This is a genomic window from Nocardiopsis codii (genome assembly GCF_036327455.1).
Taxonomy (GTDB): domain Bacteria; phylum Actinomycetota; class Actinomycetes; order Streptosporangiales; family Streptosporangiaceae; genus Nocardiopsis; species Nocardiopsis codii.
The window spans coordinates 1-19,658 of sequence record NZ_JAUZMY010000039.1; the positions used below are offsets into that span (position 1 = coordinate 1).

Annotated in this window: 21 protein-coding genes, 1 pseudogene and 1 riboswitch; of the genes and pseudogenes, 17 read left to right on the top strand and 5 right to left on the bottom strand. The window is 72.4% G+C overall.

Annotated elements, in window-relative coordinates:
• Positions 1-23: 23 nt before the first annotated feature.
• Entirely contained in the window at positions 24-854 is an 831-nt protein-coding gene (locus Q8791_RS27580) for a hydroxypyruvate isomerase family protein (protein ID WP_330094751.1), read from the bottom strand.
• Between the two features lie 101 nt (positions 855-955).
• Positions 956-1,717: a FadR/GntR family transcriptional regulator gene (locus Q8791_RS27585; protein ID WP_330094752.1), complete on the bottom strand. Its 762-nt coding sequence runs from the start codon at positions 1,715-1,717 to the stop codon at positions 956-958.
• 79 nt (positions 1,718-1,796) lie between these two features.
• On the opposite strand from Q8791_RS27585, the gene Q8791_RS27590 reads away from it, so the two are divergent.
• The 7 genes from Q8791_RS27590 (at position 1,797) to Q8791_RS27620 (ending at position 7,666) form a co-directional block, all read left to right on the top strand.
• Positions 1,797-2,753, top strand: a complete 957-nt coding sequence (locus Q8791_RS27590) for a D-2-hydroxyacid dehydrogenase (RefSeq protein WP_330094753.1) — start codon at positions 1,797-1,799, stop codon at positions 2,751-2,753.
• A gap of 71 nt (positions 2,754-2,824) precedes the next feature.
• Positions 2,825-4,225: a GH1 family beta-glucosidase gene (locus tag Q8791_RS27595; RefSeq protein WP_330094754.1), complete on the top strand. Its 1,401-nt coding sequence runs from the start codon at positions 2,825-2,827 to the stop codon at positions 4,223-4,225.
• A gap of 233 nt (positions 4,226-4,458) precedes the next feature.
• A riboswitch (guanidine-III (ykkC-III) riboswitch) is annotated at positions 4,459-4,525 on the top strand.
• 16 nt (positions 4,526-4,541) lie between these two features.
• Positions 4,542-4,856, top strand: a complete 315-nt coding sequence (locus Q8791_RS27600) for a DMT family transporter (protein WP_330094755.1) — start codon at positions 4,542-4,544, stop codon at positions 4,854-4,856.
• A gap of 1 nt (position 4,857) precedes the next feature.
• Entirely contained in the window at positions 4,858-5,196 is a 339-nt protein-coding gene (locus Q8791_RS27605) for a DMT family transporter (protein ID WP_330094756.1), read from the top strand.
• Between the two features lie 322 nt (positions 5,197-5,518).
• Complete coding sequence (locus Q8791_RS27610; RefSeq protein ID WP_330094757.1) at positions 5,519-5,911, top strand: VOC family protein; 393 nt, start codon at positions 5,519-5,521, stop codon at positions 5,909-5,911.
• A 203-nt stretch (positions 5,912-6,114) separates the two neighbouring features.
• Positions 6,115-6,522: a YciI family protein gene (locus Q8791_RS27615; RefSeq protein WP_330094758.1), complete on the top strand. Its 408-nt coding sequence runs from the start codon at positions 6,115-6,117 to the stop codon at positions 6,520-6,522.
• Between the two features lie 4 nt (positions 6,523-6,526).
• A complete protein-coding gene (locus Q8791_RS27620; RefSeq protein ID WP_330094759.1) occupies positions 6,527-7,666 on the top strand; it encodes an RNA polymerase sigma factor in 1,140 nt (379 codons plus the stop codon).
• 184 nt (positions 7,667-7,850) lie between these two features.
• Here the strand turns inward: Q8791_RS27620 and Q8791_RS27625 are convergent, their stop codons facing one another.
• Positions 7,851-8,351, bottom strand: a complete 501-nt coding sequence (locus Q8791_RS27625) for a winged helix-turn-helix transcriptional regulator (RefSeq protein ID WP_330094760.1) — start codon at positions 8,349-8,351, stop codon at positions 7,851-7,853.
• Positions 8,352-8,557: 206 nt separating this feature from the next.
• Here Q8791_RS27625 and Q8791_RS27630 point away from each other — a divergent pair.
• From Q8791_RS27630 to Q8791_RS27640, 3 genes and pseudogenes are all read left to right on the top strand, one after another.
• A pseudogene (locus Q8791_RS27630) lies at positions 8,558-8,899 on the top strand (MFS transporter); the annotation flags it as partial.
• A 103-nt stretch (positions 8,900-9,002) separates the two neighbouring features.
• Positions 9,003-9,743, top strand: a complete 741-nt coding sequence (locus tag Q8791_RS27635; protein WP_330094761.1) for an MFS transporter — start codon at positions 9,003-9,005, stop codon at positions 9,741-9,743.
• Positions 9,744-9,862: 119 nt separating this feature from the next.
• The gene (locus Q8791_RS27640) at positions 9,863-10,594 is read left to right on the top strand and encodes an alpha/beta fold hydrolase (protein ID WP_330094762.1); all 732 of its coding nucleotides are present in this window, start codon (positions 9,863-9,865) and stop codon (positions 10,592-10,594) included.
• 99 nt (positions 10,595-10,693) lie between these two features.
• Here Q8791_RS27640 and Q8791_RS27645 read toward each other — a convergent pair whose 3' ends face one another.
• Both Q8791_RS27645 and Q8791_RS27650 read right to left on the bottom strand, forming a co-directional pair.
• On the bottom strand, positions 10,694-11,020 hold the full coding sequence (locus Q8791_RS27645) for a branched-chain amino acid transporter permease (protein ID WP_330094763.1): 327 nt from the start codon (positions 11,018-11,020) through the stop codon (positions 10,694-10,696).
• Positions 11,013-11,732, bottom strand: a complete 720-nt coding sequence (locus Q8791_RS27650; protein WP_330094764.1) for an AzlC family ABC transporter permease — start codon at positions 11,730-11,732, stop codon at positions 11,013-11,015. The genes Q8791_RS27645 and Q8791_RS27650 overlap by 8 nt, the downstream gene beginning before the upstream one ends.
• A 79-nt stretch (positions 11,733-11,811) precedes the next feature.
• On the opposite strand from Q8791_RS27650, the gene Q8791_RS27655 reads away from it, so the two are divergent.
• From Q8791_RS27655 to Q8791_RS27685, 7 genes are all read left to right on the top strand, one after another.
• Positions 11,812-12,273: an Lrp/AsnC family transcriptional regulator gene (locus tag Q8791_RS27655; protein WP_330094765.1), complete on the top strand. Its 462-nt coding sequence runs from the start codon at positions 11,812-11,814 to the stop codon at positions 12,271-12,273.
• Between the two features lie 230 nt (positions 12,274-12,503).
• On the top strand, positions 12,504-13,514 hold the full coding sequence (locus tag Q8791_RS27660; protein ID WP_330094766.1) for a MerR family transcriptional regulator: 1,011 nt from the start codon (positions 12,504-12,506) through the stop codon (positions 13,512-13,514).
• A gap of 228 nt (positions 13,515-13,742) precedes the next feature.
• Positions 13,743-14,570: a MurR/RpiR family transcriptional regulator gene (locus tag Q8791_RS27665; protein ID WP_330094767.1), complete on the top strand. Its 828-nt coding sequence runs from the start codon at positions 13,743-13,745 to the stop codon at positions 14,568-14,570.
• Between the two features lie 80 nt (positions 14,571-14,650).
• Positions 14,651-15,817 (top strand): extracellular solute-binding protein, encoded by a 1,167-nt coding sequence (locus Q8791_RS27670; RefSeq protein ID WP_330094768.1) that lies wholly within the window; start codon positions 14,651-14,653, stop codon positions 15,815-15,817.
• Positions 15,818-15,854: 37 nt separating this feature from the next.
• Entirely contained in the window at positions 15,855-17,633 is a 1,779-nt protein-coding gene (locus Q8791_RS27675) for an ABC transporter permease (protein WP_330094769.1), read from the top strand.
• Entirely contained in the window at positions 17,630-18,796 is a 1,167-nt protein-coding gene (locus Q8791_RS27680; RefSeq protein WP_330094770.1) for an ABC transporter ATP-binding protein, read from the top strand. The genes Q8791_RS27675 and Q8791_RS27680 overlap by 4 nt, the downstream gene beginning before the upstream one ends.
• A complete protein-coding gene (locus Q8791_RS27685; protein WP_330094771.1) occupies positions 18,793-19,428 on the top strand; it encodes a histidine phosphatase family protein in 636 nt (211 codons plus the stop codon). The genes Q8791_RS27680 and Q8791_RS27685 overlap by 4 nt, the downstream gene beginning before the upstream one ends.
• Positions 19,429-19,658 lie beyond the last annotated feature (230 nt).

Below are 19,658 nucleotides of genomic sequence, written 5' to 3' on the forward strand. Positions count from 1 at the left end.
GGGGGCGCCCCCCCGCGCCGGCCTCACGCCGTCCGCGCTCCGGGAAGGCCCGGCAGGTCGGAGGAGCGCGCCCAGGCCAGGGGGCCGGGTCCCTCACCCGCGTGCTCCAGGGCGGTCCAGCCGTCATAGCCGCCCGCGGTCAGGTCGAGCACCCAGTCGCGCAGCGGGAGCGCACCCGTTCCCGGTGCTCCCCGACCGGGGGCGTCGGCCACCTGGACGTGGCTCACCCGGTCACGGTGGCGGGCGAGGACGGCCGGGACGTCGTCGCCGTTGACCGCGAGGTGGTACACGTCGAGGAGGAGGCCGAGGTTGTCCGCGCCCGTCTCGTCCCCGACCCGGTCGATCACCGCCACGGCGTCGTCCGCCGTGAGCAACGGGTAGTCCGGGGCGCCGCTGACCGGCTCGATCAGGACCGTGCCCCCGATCTTCGCGAGTTCGCCCGCGACCGCGCCCAGGGCGAGGACGGCCGCGGCGTCCTGCTCGGCGTCGGGGACGTCGGCGCGGCGGTTGCCGTACAGGGCGTTGAACGAACGGCAGCCGAGGGCCTCCGCGATGCGGCGCACCACGGCCGTGTGGGCGCGCAGCTCGTCGGCGTGGTCGGGCCAGGAGACGACGCCCCGGTCGCCGCCGGGCATGTCGCCGGCGTAGAGGTTGAGTCCGACCAGGCTCAGCCCCGAGGCGCGGACGGTGTCGACGAAGCCCTCGACCTCGTGCTCCGGGGGCGTGGACTCAGCGAAGGGCCACCAGAACTCCACCGCCTCGAACCCGGCCTCCCGCACCGCCGCGAGCCTCTGCTCGGGCGGCCGGTCCTTCATCATGATCGAACAGTTCACGGCGTAGCGCGGTGTCTCCACGGTGCTCTCCTTCGGCGTCGATGCGGGCCGGACCCGTACAACTGGTCCGACCACCTGACCGATGGTGAAGCTAAGTGGGAGCCGCACGCCGTGTCAAGCGCTCAGGGGCGCTCCGCCGGCCCCTCCTCCTGAGAGGAGCCCAGCTCACTCAGCAGGCCCGTCTCGATCTCGCTCATGTGCACGGCCATCAGCTGCCGCGCCCGGCGGTGGTCGCGCCGCTCGATGGCCCGGAAGACCTGGCGGTGGTGTTCGAGGTAGTGCTCCGCCTGGTTCTCCCTGCTGCGCGACCGGTCCTTGAGCTCGCTCCACATGCGTTCGCGCATGAGGTCGACCAGGGTCCGCTCCAGGGCGAAGAGCACGCTGTTGTGCGAGGCCGCCGCCACCGCCAGGTGGAAGTCCGCGTCGACCGTCGAGGGGTCTCCCCCCTCACGGATCACGCGCTCCTGCTGGAGCACCAGATCTTCCAGTACCCGCAGGTCGTTGGAGGTCCGCGCGGTCGCCGCGTGCTCGGCGCACACCGGTTCGAGCGAGGCCCTGGCGACGATCAGGTCCAACGGGCTGTGCTCCCCGGCGACCGCGGCGCGGGCCCTCAGGACGTTCTCCTCGGAGCCCCCGTCACCGACCACGTAGGTGCCGCTGCCCACGCGCACGTCGAGCACACCCGCGTGCTCCAGGACGCGGATGGCCTCGCGGACCGACCCGCGCCCGACCTCGAACCTCTCGGCCAGCACGCGCTCGGCGGGCAGCGGCGATCCGGGCGGAAAAGCGCCCGACCGCACCCCGGCGAGGATCTGGTCGGCGACCGCCGAATAGACCTTGGACCTCTCGACGGCCCGGAAGACCGGACGACCCTCCTGTGGCATCCGACACACGCCTTCCCTATACTCACCGGACCGGTCAGACCAATCATGGCCAAAATTACCAGAGCGAACGAAGGACGTGATGTGCGTGCCCGAGTACGGACCAGTACTCGTGAGCGGGCGGTTCGAGCCCGAGGAGCGCGAGCGGATCCGCGCGGCCGCCGCGGGAGCCCCGGTCGAGTTCGTGGAGAGGCCGGGGGACCGCGCCGACCTCCTGGGCTCGGCGACCGTCATCGCCGGGACCCTCAGCGGGGAGGAACTGGCCGCGGCGTCCGCCGTGCGATGGATCCACAGCTGGGCGGCGGGCGTGAACGCCGACCTCGCGGGCGGGCTGGACGAGCACCCTGCGACCCTGACCTCCTCCGCGGGCAACGGTGCGATCCCCCTGGCCGAACACGCCATGATGCTCATGCTGATGCTGAACCGCGACGCCGCCCGATGGGCGCGGGCCCAGGCAGATCATCGCTGGGAGCGCTTCCAGCACGGTGAGCTCAACGGCCTCACCTGCGGGATCATCGGCCTCGGGCACTCCGGCCTCGACCTGGCCGCCAAGGCCCGGGCCTTCCACATGCGGGTCGTGGGGGTGCGGCGACGCACCGACCGCCCCTCCCCGGGCGTGGACGCCGTCTACGCACCGGAGGACCTGCACCGGATGCTGGGCGAGGCCGACTTCGTGGTGGTCACGGCCCCCGACACCCCCGCCACCGAGCACCTCGTCGGCGAGGCGGAGTTCCGGGCGATGAAGGAGTCGGCGTTCGTCGTCGTGGTCTCGCGAGGCGGGATCGTGGACGACCGGGCGCTGCTGCGGGCCCTCACCGAGGGGTGGATCGCCGGGGCCGGACTCGACGCCCACGGCGAGGAACCGCTGCCCGGGGCCAGTCCCTTCTGGGACCTCCCCCAGGTCATCGTCACCCCGCACAACGGGGCGACGACCGCCGCGACACGGCGCCGCGGGGTGGACATCTTCGTCGACAACCTGGAGCGCCACGTCCAGGGCCGGCCGCTGGCGAACGTCGTCGACAAGTCCGCCGGCTACTGACCCGCCCGCCTCCCCCGTACGACACCGCGGACACGACGCCGCCCACCGCACACAGCCATCGGAGAGACACCATGACCACGCCAGAGCTGCCCGTCCTCCCGCCGGGATTCCTCTTCGGGGCCGCGACCGCGGCCTACCAGATCGAGGGCGCCGCCGACGAGGGCGGCCGCGGGCCGTCCATCTGGGACACCTACTGCCGCACGCCCGGCCGCGTAGCCCGCGGTGAGAGCGGCGACGTCGCCTGCGACCACTACCACCGGTACCCGGAGGACGTGGCCCTCCTCCAGGAGCTGGGGGTGGACGCCTACCGGTTCTCGATCGCGTGGCCGCGTGTCCTGCCGACCGGGAAGGGAGAGGTCAACCCCGAGGGGCTGGCCTTCTACGACCGCCTCGTCGACGCCGTCTGCGAGGCCGGGATCGAGCCCGTGGCCACGCTCTACCACTGGGACCTCCCCCAGGCGCTGGAGGACGAGGGGGGCTGGCGCGTCCGCTCCACCGCCGAGCACTTCGCCGAGTACGCGCGGGTGGTGGCGGACCGGCTGGGCGACCGCGTTCGGCGCTGGATCACCCTCAACGAGCCGCACTGCGCGGCGTTCGTCGGGCACGCGGTGGGGCGCCACGCACCGGGGACCCGGGAGGGCACGCCCGCCCTGGCCGCCGCGCACCACCTGCTGCTGGCCCACGGGCTCGCCGCCCGGGAACTGCGGGACTCGGCGGCACGGCACGGTCGCCCGGCGGAGGTCGGCATCACCCTCAACCCGGAGCGGCTGGTTCCCGCCACGGACTCGGCCGAGGACGCGGCGGCCGTGGACCGCGCCGAGACGCTGCACAACCGGGTGTGGCTGGACCCGCTGCTGCGCGGCCACTACCCCGAGAACGAGGCCGCCACCTGGGGGCCCATGGCCGACGGAAGCTACCGGTCCCCCGAGGACGCGGCGACCATCGCGCAGCCCCTGGACTTCGTCGGGATCAACTACTACCGCCCGGTGCACGTGCGCCACGCACCGCTGCCCGACGCGGCGACGCGCACGGCCGTCGACATCGGGGTGGAGCAGGTACCGGTCGAGGGCGTGCGCCACACGACCATGGGGTGGCCCGTGGTCCCGGAGTCCTTCACCGACCTCCTGCTCCACCTGCACCGCCAGTATCCGGAACTGCCCCCGGTCCACATCACCGAGAACGGCTCGGCGGAGCCGGACGTGCCCGCGGCGGACGGGCGCGTCCACGACGAGGACCGGGTCGCCTACCTGCGGGACCACCTGTCCGCCCTCGCCGACGCCATCGCGGCCGGAGTGGACGTGCGGGGCTATTTCGTCTGGTCCCTGCTCGACAACTTCGAGTGGGCCTACGGGTACGACCGCAGGTTCGGCATCGTGGCGGTCGACTACGAGACGCTGACGCGCACGCCCAAGGACAGCTACCACTGGTACCGGGAGATGGTGCGATCGCACCGGGAGCGCCGCGACGGGTGAGGCCACCGGGACGGGACCGGCCGTGAACCGCCCGGTGGGAGGGACAGGCCCCTCCCACCGGGCGTCCGGCTCCCGGCACCGGAGCGTGTCCGGGAGGCCGGGGCCCTCCCGGCACTCCCCCGGCCGGGACGGGAACGGGCGCAGGCCGGACGCCGTGGACCGGGGGAAGCGGGCGGTGTCGCGTGTCGTGACGAACCCCACCGGGCCCGCCTGCGACGATGTCGTACCCTGGGGTCGGGACCCCGGGAACGGGTCCGCGGACGAGGGAGCCGTACCCGCACCACGACAAGACGGCCTCTGAAAGGGGCCTTTGTCCATGGCGTGGTTCGTACTCGTCGTATCCGGCGTTCTGGAGGCCGTCTGGGCCACCGCGCTGGGCGCCTCCCAGGGTTTCTCCCGCTGGCGCCCCACCCTGCTGTTCTTCGTGGCCCTGACCCTGAGCATGACCGGTCTGGCCTGGGCCATGACCTCCCTGCCGACCGGCACCGCCTACGCCGTGTGGGTGGGCATCGGCGCCACCCTCACCGTCCTGTGGGGCTTCCTCACCGGCAAGGACCGTGCCACCTGGGGCAAGTCCCTGCTGCTGGTCCTGCTCATCGGTTCCATCATCGGCCTCAAGGCGGTGAGCTGACATGCCGTGGATCGTCCTGCTCGTCAGCGCGGTGTTCGAGGCCGTGTGGGCCACCGCCCTGGGCCTGTCGGAGGGCTTCACCCGCCCCGGCCCCGCTGTCGTCTTCCTCGTGGCCCTGGCGATCAGCATGGTCGGCCTGGGCTGGGCCGCCAAGCACATCCCCATCGGCACCGCCTACGCGGTCTGGGTCGGCGTCGGCGCCGCCCTGACCGTGTTCTACGCGATGGCCACCGGCGGTGAGAGCGTCTCGGCGCTCAAGATCGTCTTCCTCGCTGGGATCATCGCCGCGGTCGTCGGCCTGAAGCTGGTGCCGGGCAAGCCCGAACCGGCGGAGGAGTAGGGCCCGCGTCCGGCGCCCGGATCGCACCGGGTGCCGGACGGCGCCCCGGCGCGGGAGAGGACCGTCCTGTGCGGGGCCGCGTTCAGGGCCTCAGGGCGAAGGGACCGTGTCCGCTCCCGTCGCCGAGGTCGCTGACCACACGCTCCCGACCGTGCTCGCGTACGACCCCGGTCGCGACGGTGCCTGGGGCACGTGCCCCGGGATTTCCCGGCGCACAGAGGGCCGGACTCCTCCACCGCGCTACGATCGGCGACGCCCTGCCGAGCACCGCGGTCACCGCGCGGCCTTCGGCGGACCCGATACCCGACCCGGAGGTCCTGACATGGCCAGCAAGTTCACCGAGCTCGCGATCGACTGCGCCGATCCCGACGGTCTCGCCCGGTTCTGGTGCTCGGTCCTCGACTACGAGGTGCTGGGCAAGGACGAGCACGACGGATCCGTCATGATCGGCTCCCCTGCCGAGCCCGAGGGCAGGAACCGACCGGGCCCGGTGCCACCGGCTCTGACCTTCGCGCGCGTGCCCGAGGGCAAGACCGTCAAGAACCGGCTCCACATCGACGTCAACCCGACCGACAGGGATCAGGACGAGGAGGTCCGTCGCCTGCTCGACCTGGGCGCCCGTCGCGCCGACGTCGGCCAGGGCGACCAGAGCTGGGTCGTCCTCACCGACCCGGAGGGGAACGAGTTCTGCGTCCTCTCCAGCCGCCACCCCTGATCGGAGGCCCCCTCCCGTCACCGCATCGCACCGCGCAGTGCGATGCGGTGCGTGCGGCATGGCCGCGGAGACCGGGACGGCTCGACCGGCTCGTTCACGAGAACCAAAAAACTTCGGCCGACGATGTCGAGAAGCCGTCGGTGGCTCCGTCCCCGGGGTGAACGCGACCACAATGGGTCGCACCAGCACCGAGGAGAACCACCATGGCCAAGTACCTGCTGCTCAAGCACTACCGGGGCGCCCCGGCTCCGGTCAACGACGTACCCATGGACCAGTGGACGCCGCAGGAGATCTCGGCCCACATGCAGTACATGAGCGACTTCGCGGCCCGGCTCGAGGAGAGCGGCGAGTTCGTCGACGGCCAGGCGCTCTCCCCCGAGGGGACGTTCGTCCGCTACGACGGCGAGGAGCGCCCGCCCATCACCGACGGCCCGTTCGCCGAGACCAAGGACCTCATCGCCGGCTGGATGGTGATCGACGTCGACGGCTACGAGCGCGCCGTCGAGCTGGCCGGGGAACTGTCGGCCGCCCCCGGGGCGGGCGGGGCGCCGATCCACGAGTGGCTCGAAGTCCGCCCGTTCCTGGCCGCGCCGCCCACCATCACGGAGTGACCCCGTGAACGAGGTCCTCCTCCGGAGCCTCACACCGAGCGTGCTCGGAATCCTCGTCCGCCGCGGAGCCGACTTCGCGGCGGCCGAGGACGCCGTGCAGGACGCGCTCGTGGAGGCGGTCCGCACCTGGCCGACCGACCCGCCGCGGGACCCGAAGGGTTGGATGGTCACCGTGGCCTGGCGCCGGTTCCTCGACGCGACCCGCTCGGACACCGCCCGCCGGCGGCGTGAGGACCGCATCGACGAGGAGCCGGCGCCCGGCCCCTCGGCCGCGGTGGACGACACGCTCCAGCTCTACTTCCTGTGCGCACACCCGTCGCTGACGCAGGCGTCCGCCGTCGCCCTCACGCTGCGCGCCGTCGGCGGGCTGACCACCCGCCAGATCGCCCGGGCCTACCTGGTGCCGGAGGCGACCATGGCGCAGCGCATCAGCCGGGCCAAGCGCACCGTCTCCGGGGTTCGGTTCGACCGGCCCGGCGACGTCGCCACCGTGCTGCGCGTCCTCTACCTGGTCTTCAACGAGGGCTACTCCGGCGACGTGGACCTCGCAGCCGAGGCCATCCGCCTCACACGGCAGCTCGCCGACGCGATCGACCACCCCGAGGTGGCGGGACTGCTCGCCCTCATGCTGCTCCACCACGCCCGCCGGGCCGCCCGGACCGCGCCCGACGGCAGCCTGGTCCCGCTCGCGGCGCAGGACCGCGGCCGGTGGGACACCGGGGCGATCGCCGAGGGCGTCGAGATCCTGCAGGCGGCCCTCGCCCGCGACCGGCTGGGCGAGTTCCAGGCCCAGGCCGCCGTCGCGGCACTCCATGCCGACGCGCCCACCGCCGGGGAGACCGACTGGGTGCAGATCGTCGAGTGGTACGACGAGCTCGCGCGCCTGACCGACAGCCCGGTCGTCCGGCTCAACCGCGCGGTGGCCGTCGGTGAGGCCGACGGCCCCCGCGCCGGTCTGGCGGCGCTCGCGACGCTGGACGACTCACTGCCCCGCCACTCCGCGGTGGCGGCGTACCTCCACGAGCGCGACGGCGACCTGGTGACGGCGGCCCGGTTGTACGCCGAGGCGGCCCTCAAGGCACCCGACCTGGCCGAGCGCGACCACCTGACACGCGAGGCCGCCCGGCTCAACTCCCGCCGATGACGCCGGGCGGCCGTGCTCGGCCCCTCCCCGCCCGGTCCGGCTCCCCCGTGGCCGGAGCACCGGCTCAGCGACGACGGCATGCGCCCCGAGAGCGTGGTCCTCTCGGAGGACGGAGCCGCCTGACACCTGTCCGTACGGTTCTCCCTGCACCGCTCCGAGCGGTCGGGACCGGCGCAGCCTCCCGTCAGGGCTCGCCCAGGACACCGGCGGGAACCAGCTTGTCCTGCCCGTTCCTCCAGGGCTTGACCCAGGTCATCCGCTCCGGCACGAGGACCTCGCCGCAGGAGCTGCACACCTCCCCGTGCGTGGTCTCGTTGCCGCACTCCCGGTGGATCATGGCCATGTGCCCGCCGCTCGCGGGCATCGACGTGTGCCGCTCGCCCCACAGGGCGAGTTGCTGGAGCACGGGCAGCAGCTCCGCCGCGGCCTCGGTCGCCGCGTACCCCTGACGGGTGCGTCCGCCGCTGTCGTAGTCGACACGGACCAGCAGGCCGGCCTCGACCATGGCGTTCAGGCGACGGCTGAGCACCGCCTCGGAGATGCCGAGGTTCCTGCGCAGCGAGTCGAACCTGCCACGGCCGTGCAGCACGTCGCGGACGATCAGCAGCACCCACGGGTCGCCGAGCACGTCGAGTGACCGGCGGATCGGGCACAGGTCATCGGACCAGTCGGATCGCAGAGGCATCGTCTTCTCCGTCACCTCACCACTCCTGTAGGGTGCCCACCACCCTATAACTTCCTTCAAGAAAGTCTGCCTCCATGCCGCCGCCCTCCCCCGAGCGCGCCCGCTCGCCCCGCCTGCCCCGTGTCCACCCCGCATGGTGGGTCGCGGCCGTGGCCTTCCTTGCACTGCTGGGGGCCGCGGGATTCCGCGCCGCACCCGGTGCGCTGATGGTGCCGCTGCACCTCGAATTCGGCTGGTCGATGAGCGTGATGTCGCTGGCCGTGAGCATCAACCTGGTGCTCTACGGGCTCGTCGCGCCCTTCGCCGCCGCGCTGATGGACCGTTTCGGCATGCGCCGGGTCGTCTCGGCCGCCCTGTTCCTCGTGGCCCTCGGCGCCGGCGGCAGCGTCCTCATGACGGCCTCCTGGCAACTGCTCGTCTTCTGGGGACTGCTGATCGGCACAGGAACCGGGGCCATGGCGCTGGTGCTCGCCGCGACCATCGCCAACCGGTGGTTCGTCAGACGCCGCGGCCTCGTCATGGGCGTGCTCACCGCGGGGTCGGCGACCGGGCAGCTGGTGATCCTGCCCCCCGTGGCCGCCCTGGCCGAGAGCATCGGCTGGCGGCCGGTCCCTGGTCATCGCCGGGGCAGCGCTCGTCACCGTGCCGCTGGTGTGGTGGGTCATCCGCGACCACCCGCAGGACCGCGGCGTCCTGCCCTTCGGTGCCGATCCCAGGACCTACGACCCCCCGCCGCGCGCGGTGGGCGGCGCGGTCCGGCGCACCCTCGAAGGGCTGGCCTTCGCGTCCCGCCACCGAGCCTTCTGGGCACTGGCGATCGCGTTCGCGATCTGCGGTGCGACCACGAACGGGCTCATCGGCATCCACTTCATCCCCTCCGCCCACGACCACGGGATGGCCACCACCACCGCCGCGGGCCTCCTGGCCGCCGTGGGCGTCTTCGACATCGCGGGCACGATCGCCTCCGGATGGCTGACCGACAAGTTCGACCCGCGCAAACTCCTGGTCGCCTACTACGCCTTCCGAGGCGTCAGCCTGCTCCTGCTTCCCTGGCTGCTGTCGGACCAGGTGCACGCGAGCATGATCCTGTTCGTCGTCATCTACGGCCTGGACTGGGTGGCCACCGTTCCCCCCACCGCGGCACTGTGCCGGGAGATCTTCGGCGAGCGCGGCACGATCGTCTTCGGCTGGGTGTTCGCCGCCCACCAGATCGGGGCCGCCGCGGCGGCGTTCGGCGCCGGCGTCGTCCGCGACGTCTTCGGGGCCTACACCTACGCCTGGTGGGGCGGAGCGGCGATCTGCGTGGTCGCCGCCGTGCTGTCGATCCTGGCCAGGGGCGCCCACCACGACAGGATCACCGCGCAGGCCTCCCCCGAGGGGAGTCCTCGATGACGCCCACCGGCCCCCTCCCCCACCGGGTGGAGGAAACCCGGACCTGAGCCGGGTCTCGCGGTCGGCAGGGGCGGAGCACCGGGTACCGGCGAGCGGGGAACGTTTGGAAGGATGTGGCCATGTACGTCCTCGAGAACGGCGACCCCCAGGCCCCTCCCGTCCTACTTCTACACGGCGGCGGTGTCGCGGGGTGGATGTGGCGTCCGACGCTGGACCGGCTCGGGGGCGCGGCCCGCGTGATCGTCCCCGACCTCCCCGGGCACGGGAACAGCGCGGGCGAGACATACCGGTCGCACGCGGAGACCGCCCGGGCCCTGGCAGAGGTCCTGGAGGAGCGGGCGCCCCGGGGCGCGCTGGTCGCGGGGTTCTCCCTGGGGGCGCAGCTCACGACCCTCCTCGCGGCGACCAGGCCGGACCTGGTCACCGGTGCGGTCGTCGTGAGCGCCCAGGCCAGGCCTCTCCGATTCCCGGGGACGACCCTGGGCCTCCTCTCCGCTGCCGCGCCGCTCGCACGGCAGCGGTGGTTCGCGAGGCTCCAGGCGAAGGAGCTGTTCGTCCCCGCCGAACTCCTGGACGACTACGTCCGCGACAGCGCCCTCGTGAGCCGTGCGACCCTGCTCGCCTCCGTGGGAGAGAACATCCGCTTCACCCTCCCCGCCGGCTGGTCACGCTTCGAGAACCCGGCGCTGGTGATGGTCGGGGAACGGGAGCGCACGCTGATGCGCGATTCCGCCCGGGACATACACGACGCTCTCCCGGGCAGCCGGATGATCTCCGTTCCGGGGTGCGGTCACGGCATCCCCCTCCAGCGCCCGGACCTGTTCGCCGAGATCCTGGCCGAGCAGGTGTGAGGAGCCCGGGCGGCCCCGGCCCCCGTGACACCACGGCCCGGGCCCCGTCCATCGGCAGGAGCGTCCCGGGGGCAAGGGGAGAGCAGAACACCGACCTGGTCAGAGAAGGTTCACCAGGGCGATGAACGTGAGGGTCCCCAGTCCAACACTGAGCAGCGTGCGCCGCCCGAAGGCCAGGTGCACCCCGGCGGTGACCCCCACCGCGGCCAAGGCCTGGAAGACGTGCCCGCCCTCGGGGCCGGAGGCGCTGAGCAGGGTGCTCGCGGCGAGGATGCCGAGGATGCCCGCGGGCATCCAGAGCGCCATGGTCGCCACGAAGGCCGAGTCGCGCAGCGGCCCCAGAACGGCGAAGGGCACCGCCCGCAACGCCAGGGTGATGGTGAACACGATCGCCAGGACCGCGAGGATGTACCAGGTCTCAGGCATCGGACCCTCTCTTCCCGACGGTCAGTGCGTAGCGCACGGCCAGAGCGGCCACGAACAGAACCAGCCCGACGAACAGGGCCGAACCGGGCGCCAGGACCGAGGCCGCGCTGAAGGCCGCACCGGCCAGCAGCAGGGAGGGGACCTGGGCGCGGGTCCGGCACGCGTCCAGGGTCAGGGTGACGAACAGGGCGCACAGCGCGAACTCGAGCCCTTCGACCGAGCCGGGCAGCAGGGAGGCGAGCAGCACCCCCGCGAGCCCGCCGCCGACCCAGTAGGCGTGGAAGGCGATCTGCATCGACAGCAGCCGCCAGGAGGTCCAGCGCCCGGGGGACGCCGCCGTGACCGCGTAGGCCTCGTCGACGAGCGAGTACACCGAGTACGCCCTGGCCAGCGGGTGGCGCACCACGTTCAACGGGAAGGAGAACGCGTAGAACACGTGGCGGAAGTTGACCAGGAACGTGGTCAGGGCGATCACGGCCAACGGCGCGGCCGCGGCCATCATGCCGACCAGGAGCAGCTCCAACGACCCGGCGAAACCCGCGATCGACAACGCCGGGGCCACCCACCAGGGCAGACCCGCCTGGACCACCATCAGCCCGAAGGCCACTCCCAGCGGGAACATCCCCAGTCCGGCCGCCAACGAGGCGTGGACCCCCGCGGCGACCTCGGTGCGCCGCGACGGCTCGGCGCTTGTCAGCACGTGTTCGGTCATGAGGCAACGTTGTCACAGAGTTACTGGCACGCGATTGCCGCTCCGAGCGGAATCCCTTACATACATGCAATCATTGGCCATGGATGAGATAGATCACGCAATCATCGCCGAGCTTCGCCAGGACGCCCGGCTGCCGAACGTCGTCCTGGCCGACCGGGTGGGCCTCACGCCGGGCCCGTGCCTGCGGCGCGTGCAGCGTCTGGAGGGCGAGGGGGTCATCCTCGGCTACCGCGCCGACATCTCCCCCGCCGCGCTCGACCAGGGGTTCGAGGTGCTCCTGGACATCGAGCTCACCAGGTTCGACCGGGCCGGTGTCGAGGGGTTCGAGGAGGCCATGGCCTCCTTCGAGGAGGTCCTGGAGCTGTACCGCCTGTTCGGATCGCCCGACTACTTCGCCAGGATCGCCGTGACCGACGTGTCGGCCTACGAGTCCTTCCTCACCGAGCACGTCCTGACGATCCCCCTCATCCAGCGGGTCTCCTCGCGCTTCCCCATGAAGGCGATCAAGTCGCTGCGGCCGGCCAACGGCGCCGGGAGGTGAGTCGCAGGTGTACCCGGGGCGCCGTCCGCACCGCCGGCCGGCGTGGCCGGACCGACGCGGGACCGGGGCGGGCGGTGGTGGCCCAGGTTGGAGGGGATCACCGCGAGCGGGACGAAGACCAGGGGCGACAGTCTCGCCCCGACGGCCGATCTCGTCGACGACACGCACGAGCGGTGTCGACGGCACCGACGACTTGAATCTCCAGTCGCTCGAGATCCCATAGTTGCCCCATGAACGAAGAAGAGCTGTACTCCATCGGAGACGCCGCGCACCGCAGCGGCCTGAGTGTCGGCACCGTCCGGTTCTACTCCGACGAGGGGGTCGTCGAGGCCACGGGCACGACGGAATCGGGCCACCGCCTGTACGACGTCCACGCCATCGCCCGGCTGGAACTCGTCCGCACCCTGCGGGACCTGGACACGGGCCTGGACGAGATCCGCCGACTGCTCCGGGGCGGCACGAACCTGCAGGACCTGCTCACCACGCACCTGGAGGTGGTCCAGCGCCAGGAGCACGTCCTGCGGGCCAGGCAGGCGGTACTGCGAGCGCTGATCAAGCAGGGCGGCACGACCGCACAGGCCGACCTGATGCACCGGCTCGTGTCGATGCCGGACGAGGAACGCGAACGGACCGTCGAGGACTTCTGGAACGAGGTGGGCGAGGGCCTGGACGTGCCGGACGGTTTCGTCGACCGGTTGCGGACCATGCGGCCGCGCCTGCACGAGGACCCCACGGCCGCACAGCTCCAGGCGTGGATCGAGCTGGCCGACCTGCTGCGCGACGCGAAGTTCCGCGACGCGGTCCGCGCCTACCTGAGGGACGGCTACTCCACGGGCCCCGGGCGGTTCATCGCGTCCGAACCGGCGCAGGAGCTCATCCACACGGACGGGGCGGCGATCTCGGAGGAACTCATCGCCGCCCACCACGCCGGCGAGGCCGCCCGGTCCCCGCGGGTGCAGGGGATCACGGAGCGTTTCGTCGCGGTGACCGCCACCCTCGCCGACGGGCAGGACACCGCGCGGTTGCGCGATCGGCTGGCCGCGGCCTTCCTCCTCGCGGACGAGTTCATGAGGGAGGAGGAAGGCCCGTACGCGGCCGGGCACGCCTGGTACGACGAGACGCACGGCCGGTACCTGTCCCTGGTGGCCGTGATCAACGGGAACGCGGCCGAGGAGACCGACCCGCTGCCCTACCTCGCCTGGTTCGCGGAGGCCCTGCGCTCCTCGACGTCCGGCTCCTGACGCCGCCGCACCCCTGGAGGCCGCCCACCTCCAGGGGCTCGACCGCCGGCGCGCCGGCCAGGAAGGCGGCCCCGCACGCGGCAGAACGCCCCCGGACAGACGTTGCCGCACGTCACCGCCACGCCATCGGCGGACGGCGCCCGGCCGGGGAATGAAGGGCCCATGAACTGCAACTTAAATTGCACAGCAGTCTGTCTGTGCAATTAATCTTGCTGTAGCGTGACCGGTGTGAACTTCCACGAGCGTGTGAACGAGCACCGCGACCAGCTGACCAGGTCGGACCGGGTCCTCCTCGACGAGCTTCTCGCCCACCCGGCGGAGGCTCCGCTGTGGCGCGGCGGCGACGTCGCCCAGCGGGCGGGCGTCCACCCGGCGGCTGCCACCCGTCTGGCACAGCGCCTGGGCTACCAGGGCTACCTGGACCTGCGGGAGGACCTGCGGGAGGCCCACGAGGCCAGCCTCCAGGGCGCCGGCGACCGGTTCCGCGCTGAGCTGCGCGGACAGGGTCGCGTCCTGGACACCCTCCTGGCCACCGAGCTGGAATCGCTCGCGGCGGTCGGCAGGCACGTGGACCAGTCACAGATCGACGAGGTCGCGGACCTCCTGGTCGGCGCGCGGGTGGTCTACCTCTTCGCGCGCGGCAACGCGGGGGTCCTGGCCGAACTGCTCGACGGCCGGCTGCGGCGGTTCGGCATGCACGCCGTCAACCTCGTCGGCCCCGGACGCGAGGTGGCCGAACGGGTCCTGGCGATGTCGGAGTCCGACGTCGTCGTGTCCTTCGCCTTCCGCCGTGCCCCGCGCAACCTCACGGACCTCTACGCCCGCGCGTCCGCCGCGGGCGCCCGGTCCGTCCTCGTCACGGACACCCTCCACACCCTCGACCCGGCGCCGACCACCGTGCTGTCCGCCCCGCGCGGCCACCAGGAGGGCTTCTCCTCCCTGAGCGTCCCGATGATGATCGCGAACGCCATCGTGCTCACCATCGCCCAGCGCCACCCGGACACCGTCCTCTCCGCCCTCGACCGCCTCGACGACCTCCTCACCGAGTTCGACTGACGCCACCGGCCGCCGCACCGCCGCGGCCCGGTTCGTCCCCCTCCCCCCACCTGCGCGAGAACTGACACAAAGGACCTGTCATGCGCTTCCCCGGAATGCTCAAGGCCTCCGCCGTCCTCACCCTCACCGCGACCCTCGCCGCCTGCGGCGGCGGCGCCCCCGAGGCTCCCGCCACCGACGCGGCGTCCGGCCCCCACGAACTCGACGGCGCCACCCACGACGAACTGGTCGAACTCGCCGTGGAGGAGGGGACGGTCACCGTCTACTCCTTCACCTCGCGCATCGCCTCCGTCGAGGCGGAGTTCGAGGCGGCCTACCCCGGGATCGACCTGATCGGCCACGACATCTCCTCCTCCGAGCAGATCACCCGACTGCTGGCCGAGGCCCAGGCGGGGACGCCGTCGGCGGACGTCGCCTACATCTCCGACGCCCCGGTCGTCATCACCGAACTCGTCGCGGGCGGCATCCTGCAGAACTACGTCCCGCAGCGCGTCGCGGAGACGGTGCCCGAGGAGTACCGCGAGCCGCTGCTCGCCAACCGGCTCTCCACCAAGATCCTCATGTACAACGAGGACGCCCACCCCGACGGCACCCCGGTCGAGAACCTGTGGCAGCTGACCGAGGAGGAGTGGAACGGCAGGGTCGTCATGGTCGACCCCGGCGTGCGCGGCGACTACCTCGACCTCGTGACGGAGATCGTCCGCCGGTCCGACGCGATGGCGGAGGCCCACCTGGAGCTCTTCGGGTCCGAGGTCGTCCTCGACGACGGCGTCGAGAACGCCGGACAGCAGTTCATCAAGGACCTCTACGCCAACGGGCTGGTCCTGGTCGACGACACCGACAACGTCAACGCGGCGGTGGGCGCGACCGGCCAGGACGACCCGCCGGTCGGTTTCACCTCGTACTCCGACCGCCGGGACAACGAGGAGGAGGGGTGGGCGCTCCAGGCCTCCCTGGAGACGGCCCCGTCGCCGGGCATCACCTTCCCGGCCTACATCGGCATGGTGAACGGCTCCGGCAGCCCCGCCGCGAGCCGCCTGGTCGCGGACTTCCTCATGGGTGACGACTCGGAGACCGGGGGCGCGGCCTTCGACCCCTTCTACGTGCCCGGCGACTACCCGGTGCGCACCGACATGACGGCGCCCGAGGGCGCGGTCTCCCTCGAAGAGCTCTCCGCCTGGGACATCGACCCCGAGGAGACGGCGCAGATCCGCGACGACGTGTCCGACTTCCTCCTGACCCTGTAGAGCCGACGACCGACACCCCCGTCAGCGAAAGGACGCCATGACGACGGCACCCGCCCCCCGCCGCACCACGGTCGGCCGCACGGCGGCCCGTGTGCGGACCACCCTCCGGCAGCCCACCGTGGTGCTGGGAGCCGGAACCCTGCTCGTCCTCGCCGTCCTCGTGGTCGCGCCGCTCGCCGGGTTGGTCAACACGACCCTGATGGACGGCAACCGCGAGGCGTGGACGGACGTCTTCGCGAGCCCGATGTCGGAGAACCTCCTGTGGAGGCCGATGGGCAACTCGGTGCTCCTGGGCACCGCCACCGCCGTCGGCTCCACGGTGATCGGCGGGTTCCTCGCCTGGGTCGTCGTGATGACCCGCATCCCGGGGCGCGGAGTCCTCGGCCTGCTGGCGACGATCCCGTTCGCGCTGCCGAGCTTCGCCCTGGCGCTGGCGTGGGAGTCGGTCTTCCGCAACGACCTCATCGGCGGCTCCACCGGCATCCTCGTGAACCTCGGGATCGGCGTCCCCGACTGGTTGGCCTGGGGTCCCGTCCCGATCGCGGCGACCCTGACGGCGCACTACTTCTCACTGTCGTTCATGCTCATCGCGGCGGCCCTGGCCAGTGTCAACGGGGACCTCATGGAGGCCGCCGAACTGACGGGGGCCTCCACCCTGCGCGTGGCCCGCGACATCGCCCTGCCGGTCGTGGCCCCGGCGGTGGTCTCCGGCGCACTGCTCGCCTTCGCCGAGGGGGTCTCCAACTTCGTCACGCCCGCCCTGCTCGGCCTGCCGGTCCGGTTCCACACGCTCTCGACCCGGCTCTACGGGGCGATCTCCACCGGCGACGTCTCACGCGGCTACGTGCTGTCGATCGTGCTCATCCTCGTCGCCGCGATGATCATGTACGCCTCGACGCGGATCACCGGAGGAAGGCGCAGTTTCGCGACGATCACCGGCAAGGGCGGACGCCGCCGGGGCATCGAACTGGGGGTGTGGGGGCGGCCGGTGGCCGCGGCGGCGTGGGTGCTGGTCACCTTCACCACGGTCGTCCCCGGGCTGGTACTCGTCCTCAGCTCGCTGACCCGCCGCACCAACGACTTCGCGTCCGGGCTGACCCTCCACTACTGGATCGGCGACTCCGACCCCGCGCTCGCCCAGGGGCAGCGGGGCATCCTGAACAACCCGCAGATCCTCCAGGCCACCTGGAACACCGTGCTCCTGGGGGTGACCGTGGCGGTCTGCGCGGGCGTCCTCGGCCTGCTCGTCTCCTACGTCATCACCCGGTCCAACGGCCCGAGGTGGCTGCCGGGGACGCTGGGCGTCGTCTCGTTCGTCCCGTTCCTCATCCCCGGCATCGCGCTGGGCGCCGCGTTCATCGCGCAGTTCGGGGCACCCATCGGCCCGCTCCCGAGCCTGTACGGGACGTTCGCGATCCTCGTGCTGGCCGGGGTCGCGGCGACGATCCCGTTCTCCGTCCGGTCGGGCACCTCGGCCCTGAGCCAGGTGTCGAGGGACGTCGAGGAGTCGGCGGTGCTGGCCGGGGCCGGGCTGTTCCGCCGGATCGGCGCCGTCATCGCACCGCTGACGGCCCGCGGCCTGTTCACCGGCGGGGTGCTCGTGTTCGTCCAGATGGTGCGCGACCTCTCCCTGGTCGTGCTGCTGGCGACCCCGGCGATGCCGGTCCTGGCCGTCCTCACCTACCAGTACTCCTCGGAAAACTTCACCCAGTCGGCCAACGCGGTCACCGTCGTCATCGCGGTGATCTCCGTGTCGGCGACCATCCTCGCGCGGCGCTTCGAAGGCGCAGCCCAGCCCTGGAACTCGAACTCATGACCCCCACGACCGACACCGACCGAGCGGAAAGGACCGGCATGCGCTCCGGAGCGTCCTCGGCCTCCCTGGCCATCACCGACCTCAGGAAGGACTTCGGCGGCACCACCGCCGTCGACGGCATCTCGATCGACGTCCCGGCGGGCTCCTTCCTCGTCCTGCTCGGTCCCTCCGGCTGCGGGAAGACGACGACCCTGCGGATGCTCGCGGGCCTGGAGAACCCGACCGGGGGCGAGATCCGGTTCGGGGACCGCGTCATCGCCCGGGGGGACGGCACCGAGCTCGTCGCCCCCGCCGAGCGGGAGGCGGGGCTGGTCTTCCAGTCCTACGCCCTGTGGCCGCACAAGACGGTGCGCCAGAACATCGAGTGGCCGCTGACGGTGGCGAAGTGGTCGAGGGCCGACCGCCGGTCCCGCGGCGACGAGGTGCTGTCGCTGCTGGCGATCGCGGAGCTCGCCGACCGGTATCCGGGGGAGATCAGCGGCGGGCAGCAGCAGCGTGTGGCGATCGCCCGCATGATCGCGCCGCAGCCCAAGGTGCTGCTGTTCGACGAACCGCTGTCCAACCTCGACGCGAGGCTGCGGGTCGAGACGCGCGGGGAGCTCATGCGCGTCCACCGCTCCACCGGGGCCACGAGCGTCTACGTCACGCACGACCAGGTCGAGGCGATGACCATGGCCACGCACATCGCCCTCATGAAGGACGGCCGGATCGAGCAGTTCGGCACTCCGCGGGAACTGCTGGAGAGCCCGCGCACGGCGTTCGCCGCGACGTTCATCGGCACTCCCCCGGCCAACATCGTCGAGTGCCGTGTCCACGACGGGCGGCTGCGGGCGTACGGCGTCGACTGCGGCGCCGCGCCGTCCGTGGCCGCGGACGGGGACGGGGACGGGGTCGTCAGGGCGATGTACCGGGCGAGTTCGCTCGCGGCCTCCGAGGAGGCGACGGGCCCCGGGGTCGTGGCGGCGACGTTCGCCGACCAGGTCCCGATGGCCGACAGGTGGGTCATCGGCGTCGACCTCCCCGACGGGACGCGGGCACACGTGTCCCGTGACACCCCGGTCGGTCTGCTGCCCGGCGACGGGCTCGGTGTGCGCCTGCCGTCGGAGCCCGACGCGTACTTCGACGCCGCCGGCGAGCGGCTGGACACAGGGGAGAACCGATGACGCGCCTGCTTCTGGTCCGTCACGGCGAGACCACGTGGAACGAGGAGCGCCGCCTCCAGGGACAGCAGGACGTCGGGCTGTCCGAGGCCGGACGGCGGCAGGTCTCCGCGCTGGCGGAGACGGTCGGCTACCTGGCCCCCGGGTACGTCGTCACCTCGGGCCTGCGCCGCACGCGGGAGACCGCCGAGGTGCTCGGCGTCCGGGCGGACGCGCGCGACCCCCGGTTGAACGAGGCCTACCTGGCCGGATGGGAGGGACGGTACTCGGCGCAGATCAGGGAGGAGGACGACGGCGTGTACGCCGCGTGGCGCGCGGGCCGGTTCCACCCCCCGGGGGCCGAGAGCTTCTCCGAGCTCACCGAGCGCGTACTCGCCGGGATCGACGCCGCGGTGCGCGAGGCTGCGGCCCACGGGCACGAGCAGGTCATGGCCGTCACCCACGGCGGGCCGGCGCGGGCCTTCCTCACGGCCGCCGTCGGACTCGACCCGGCGCGCACGGTACCGAGCCACCCGGCGAGTCTCAGCATCGTCGACCTCGATCCCCGGGCCGGTTCGCTCACCGAGCCGGGGGCGGCCAGGCTGCGGCTGTTCAACTACTCCCCCGCGATGTCACCGCTGGACCCGCCGGACTGACGGCGGCGGGCGCGGCGGGCTGTTCCAGCATCGGCGGCACCGTCCGCCGCGTCACCGCCGCCCGGACCCCGGAAAACCGGGGCACCTCCGTGCTCGGGTCGGCCTCAGCACGGGGCACCACGTTCGACCGATCCCGTCAACCCTGCGACCTGCGCCCGCATAGTCGTCCGAGCGCCAGTCGGGCTCCCCCGCGCTCCCCGATCCTCGCGGCCACCGGGATCATCGCCGCC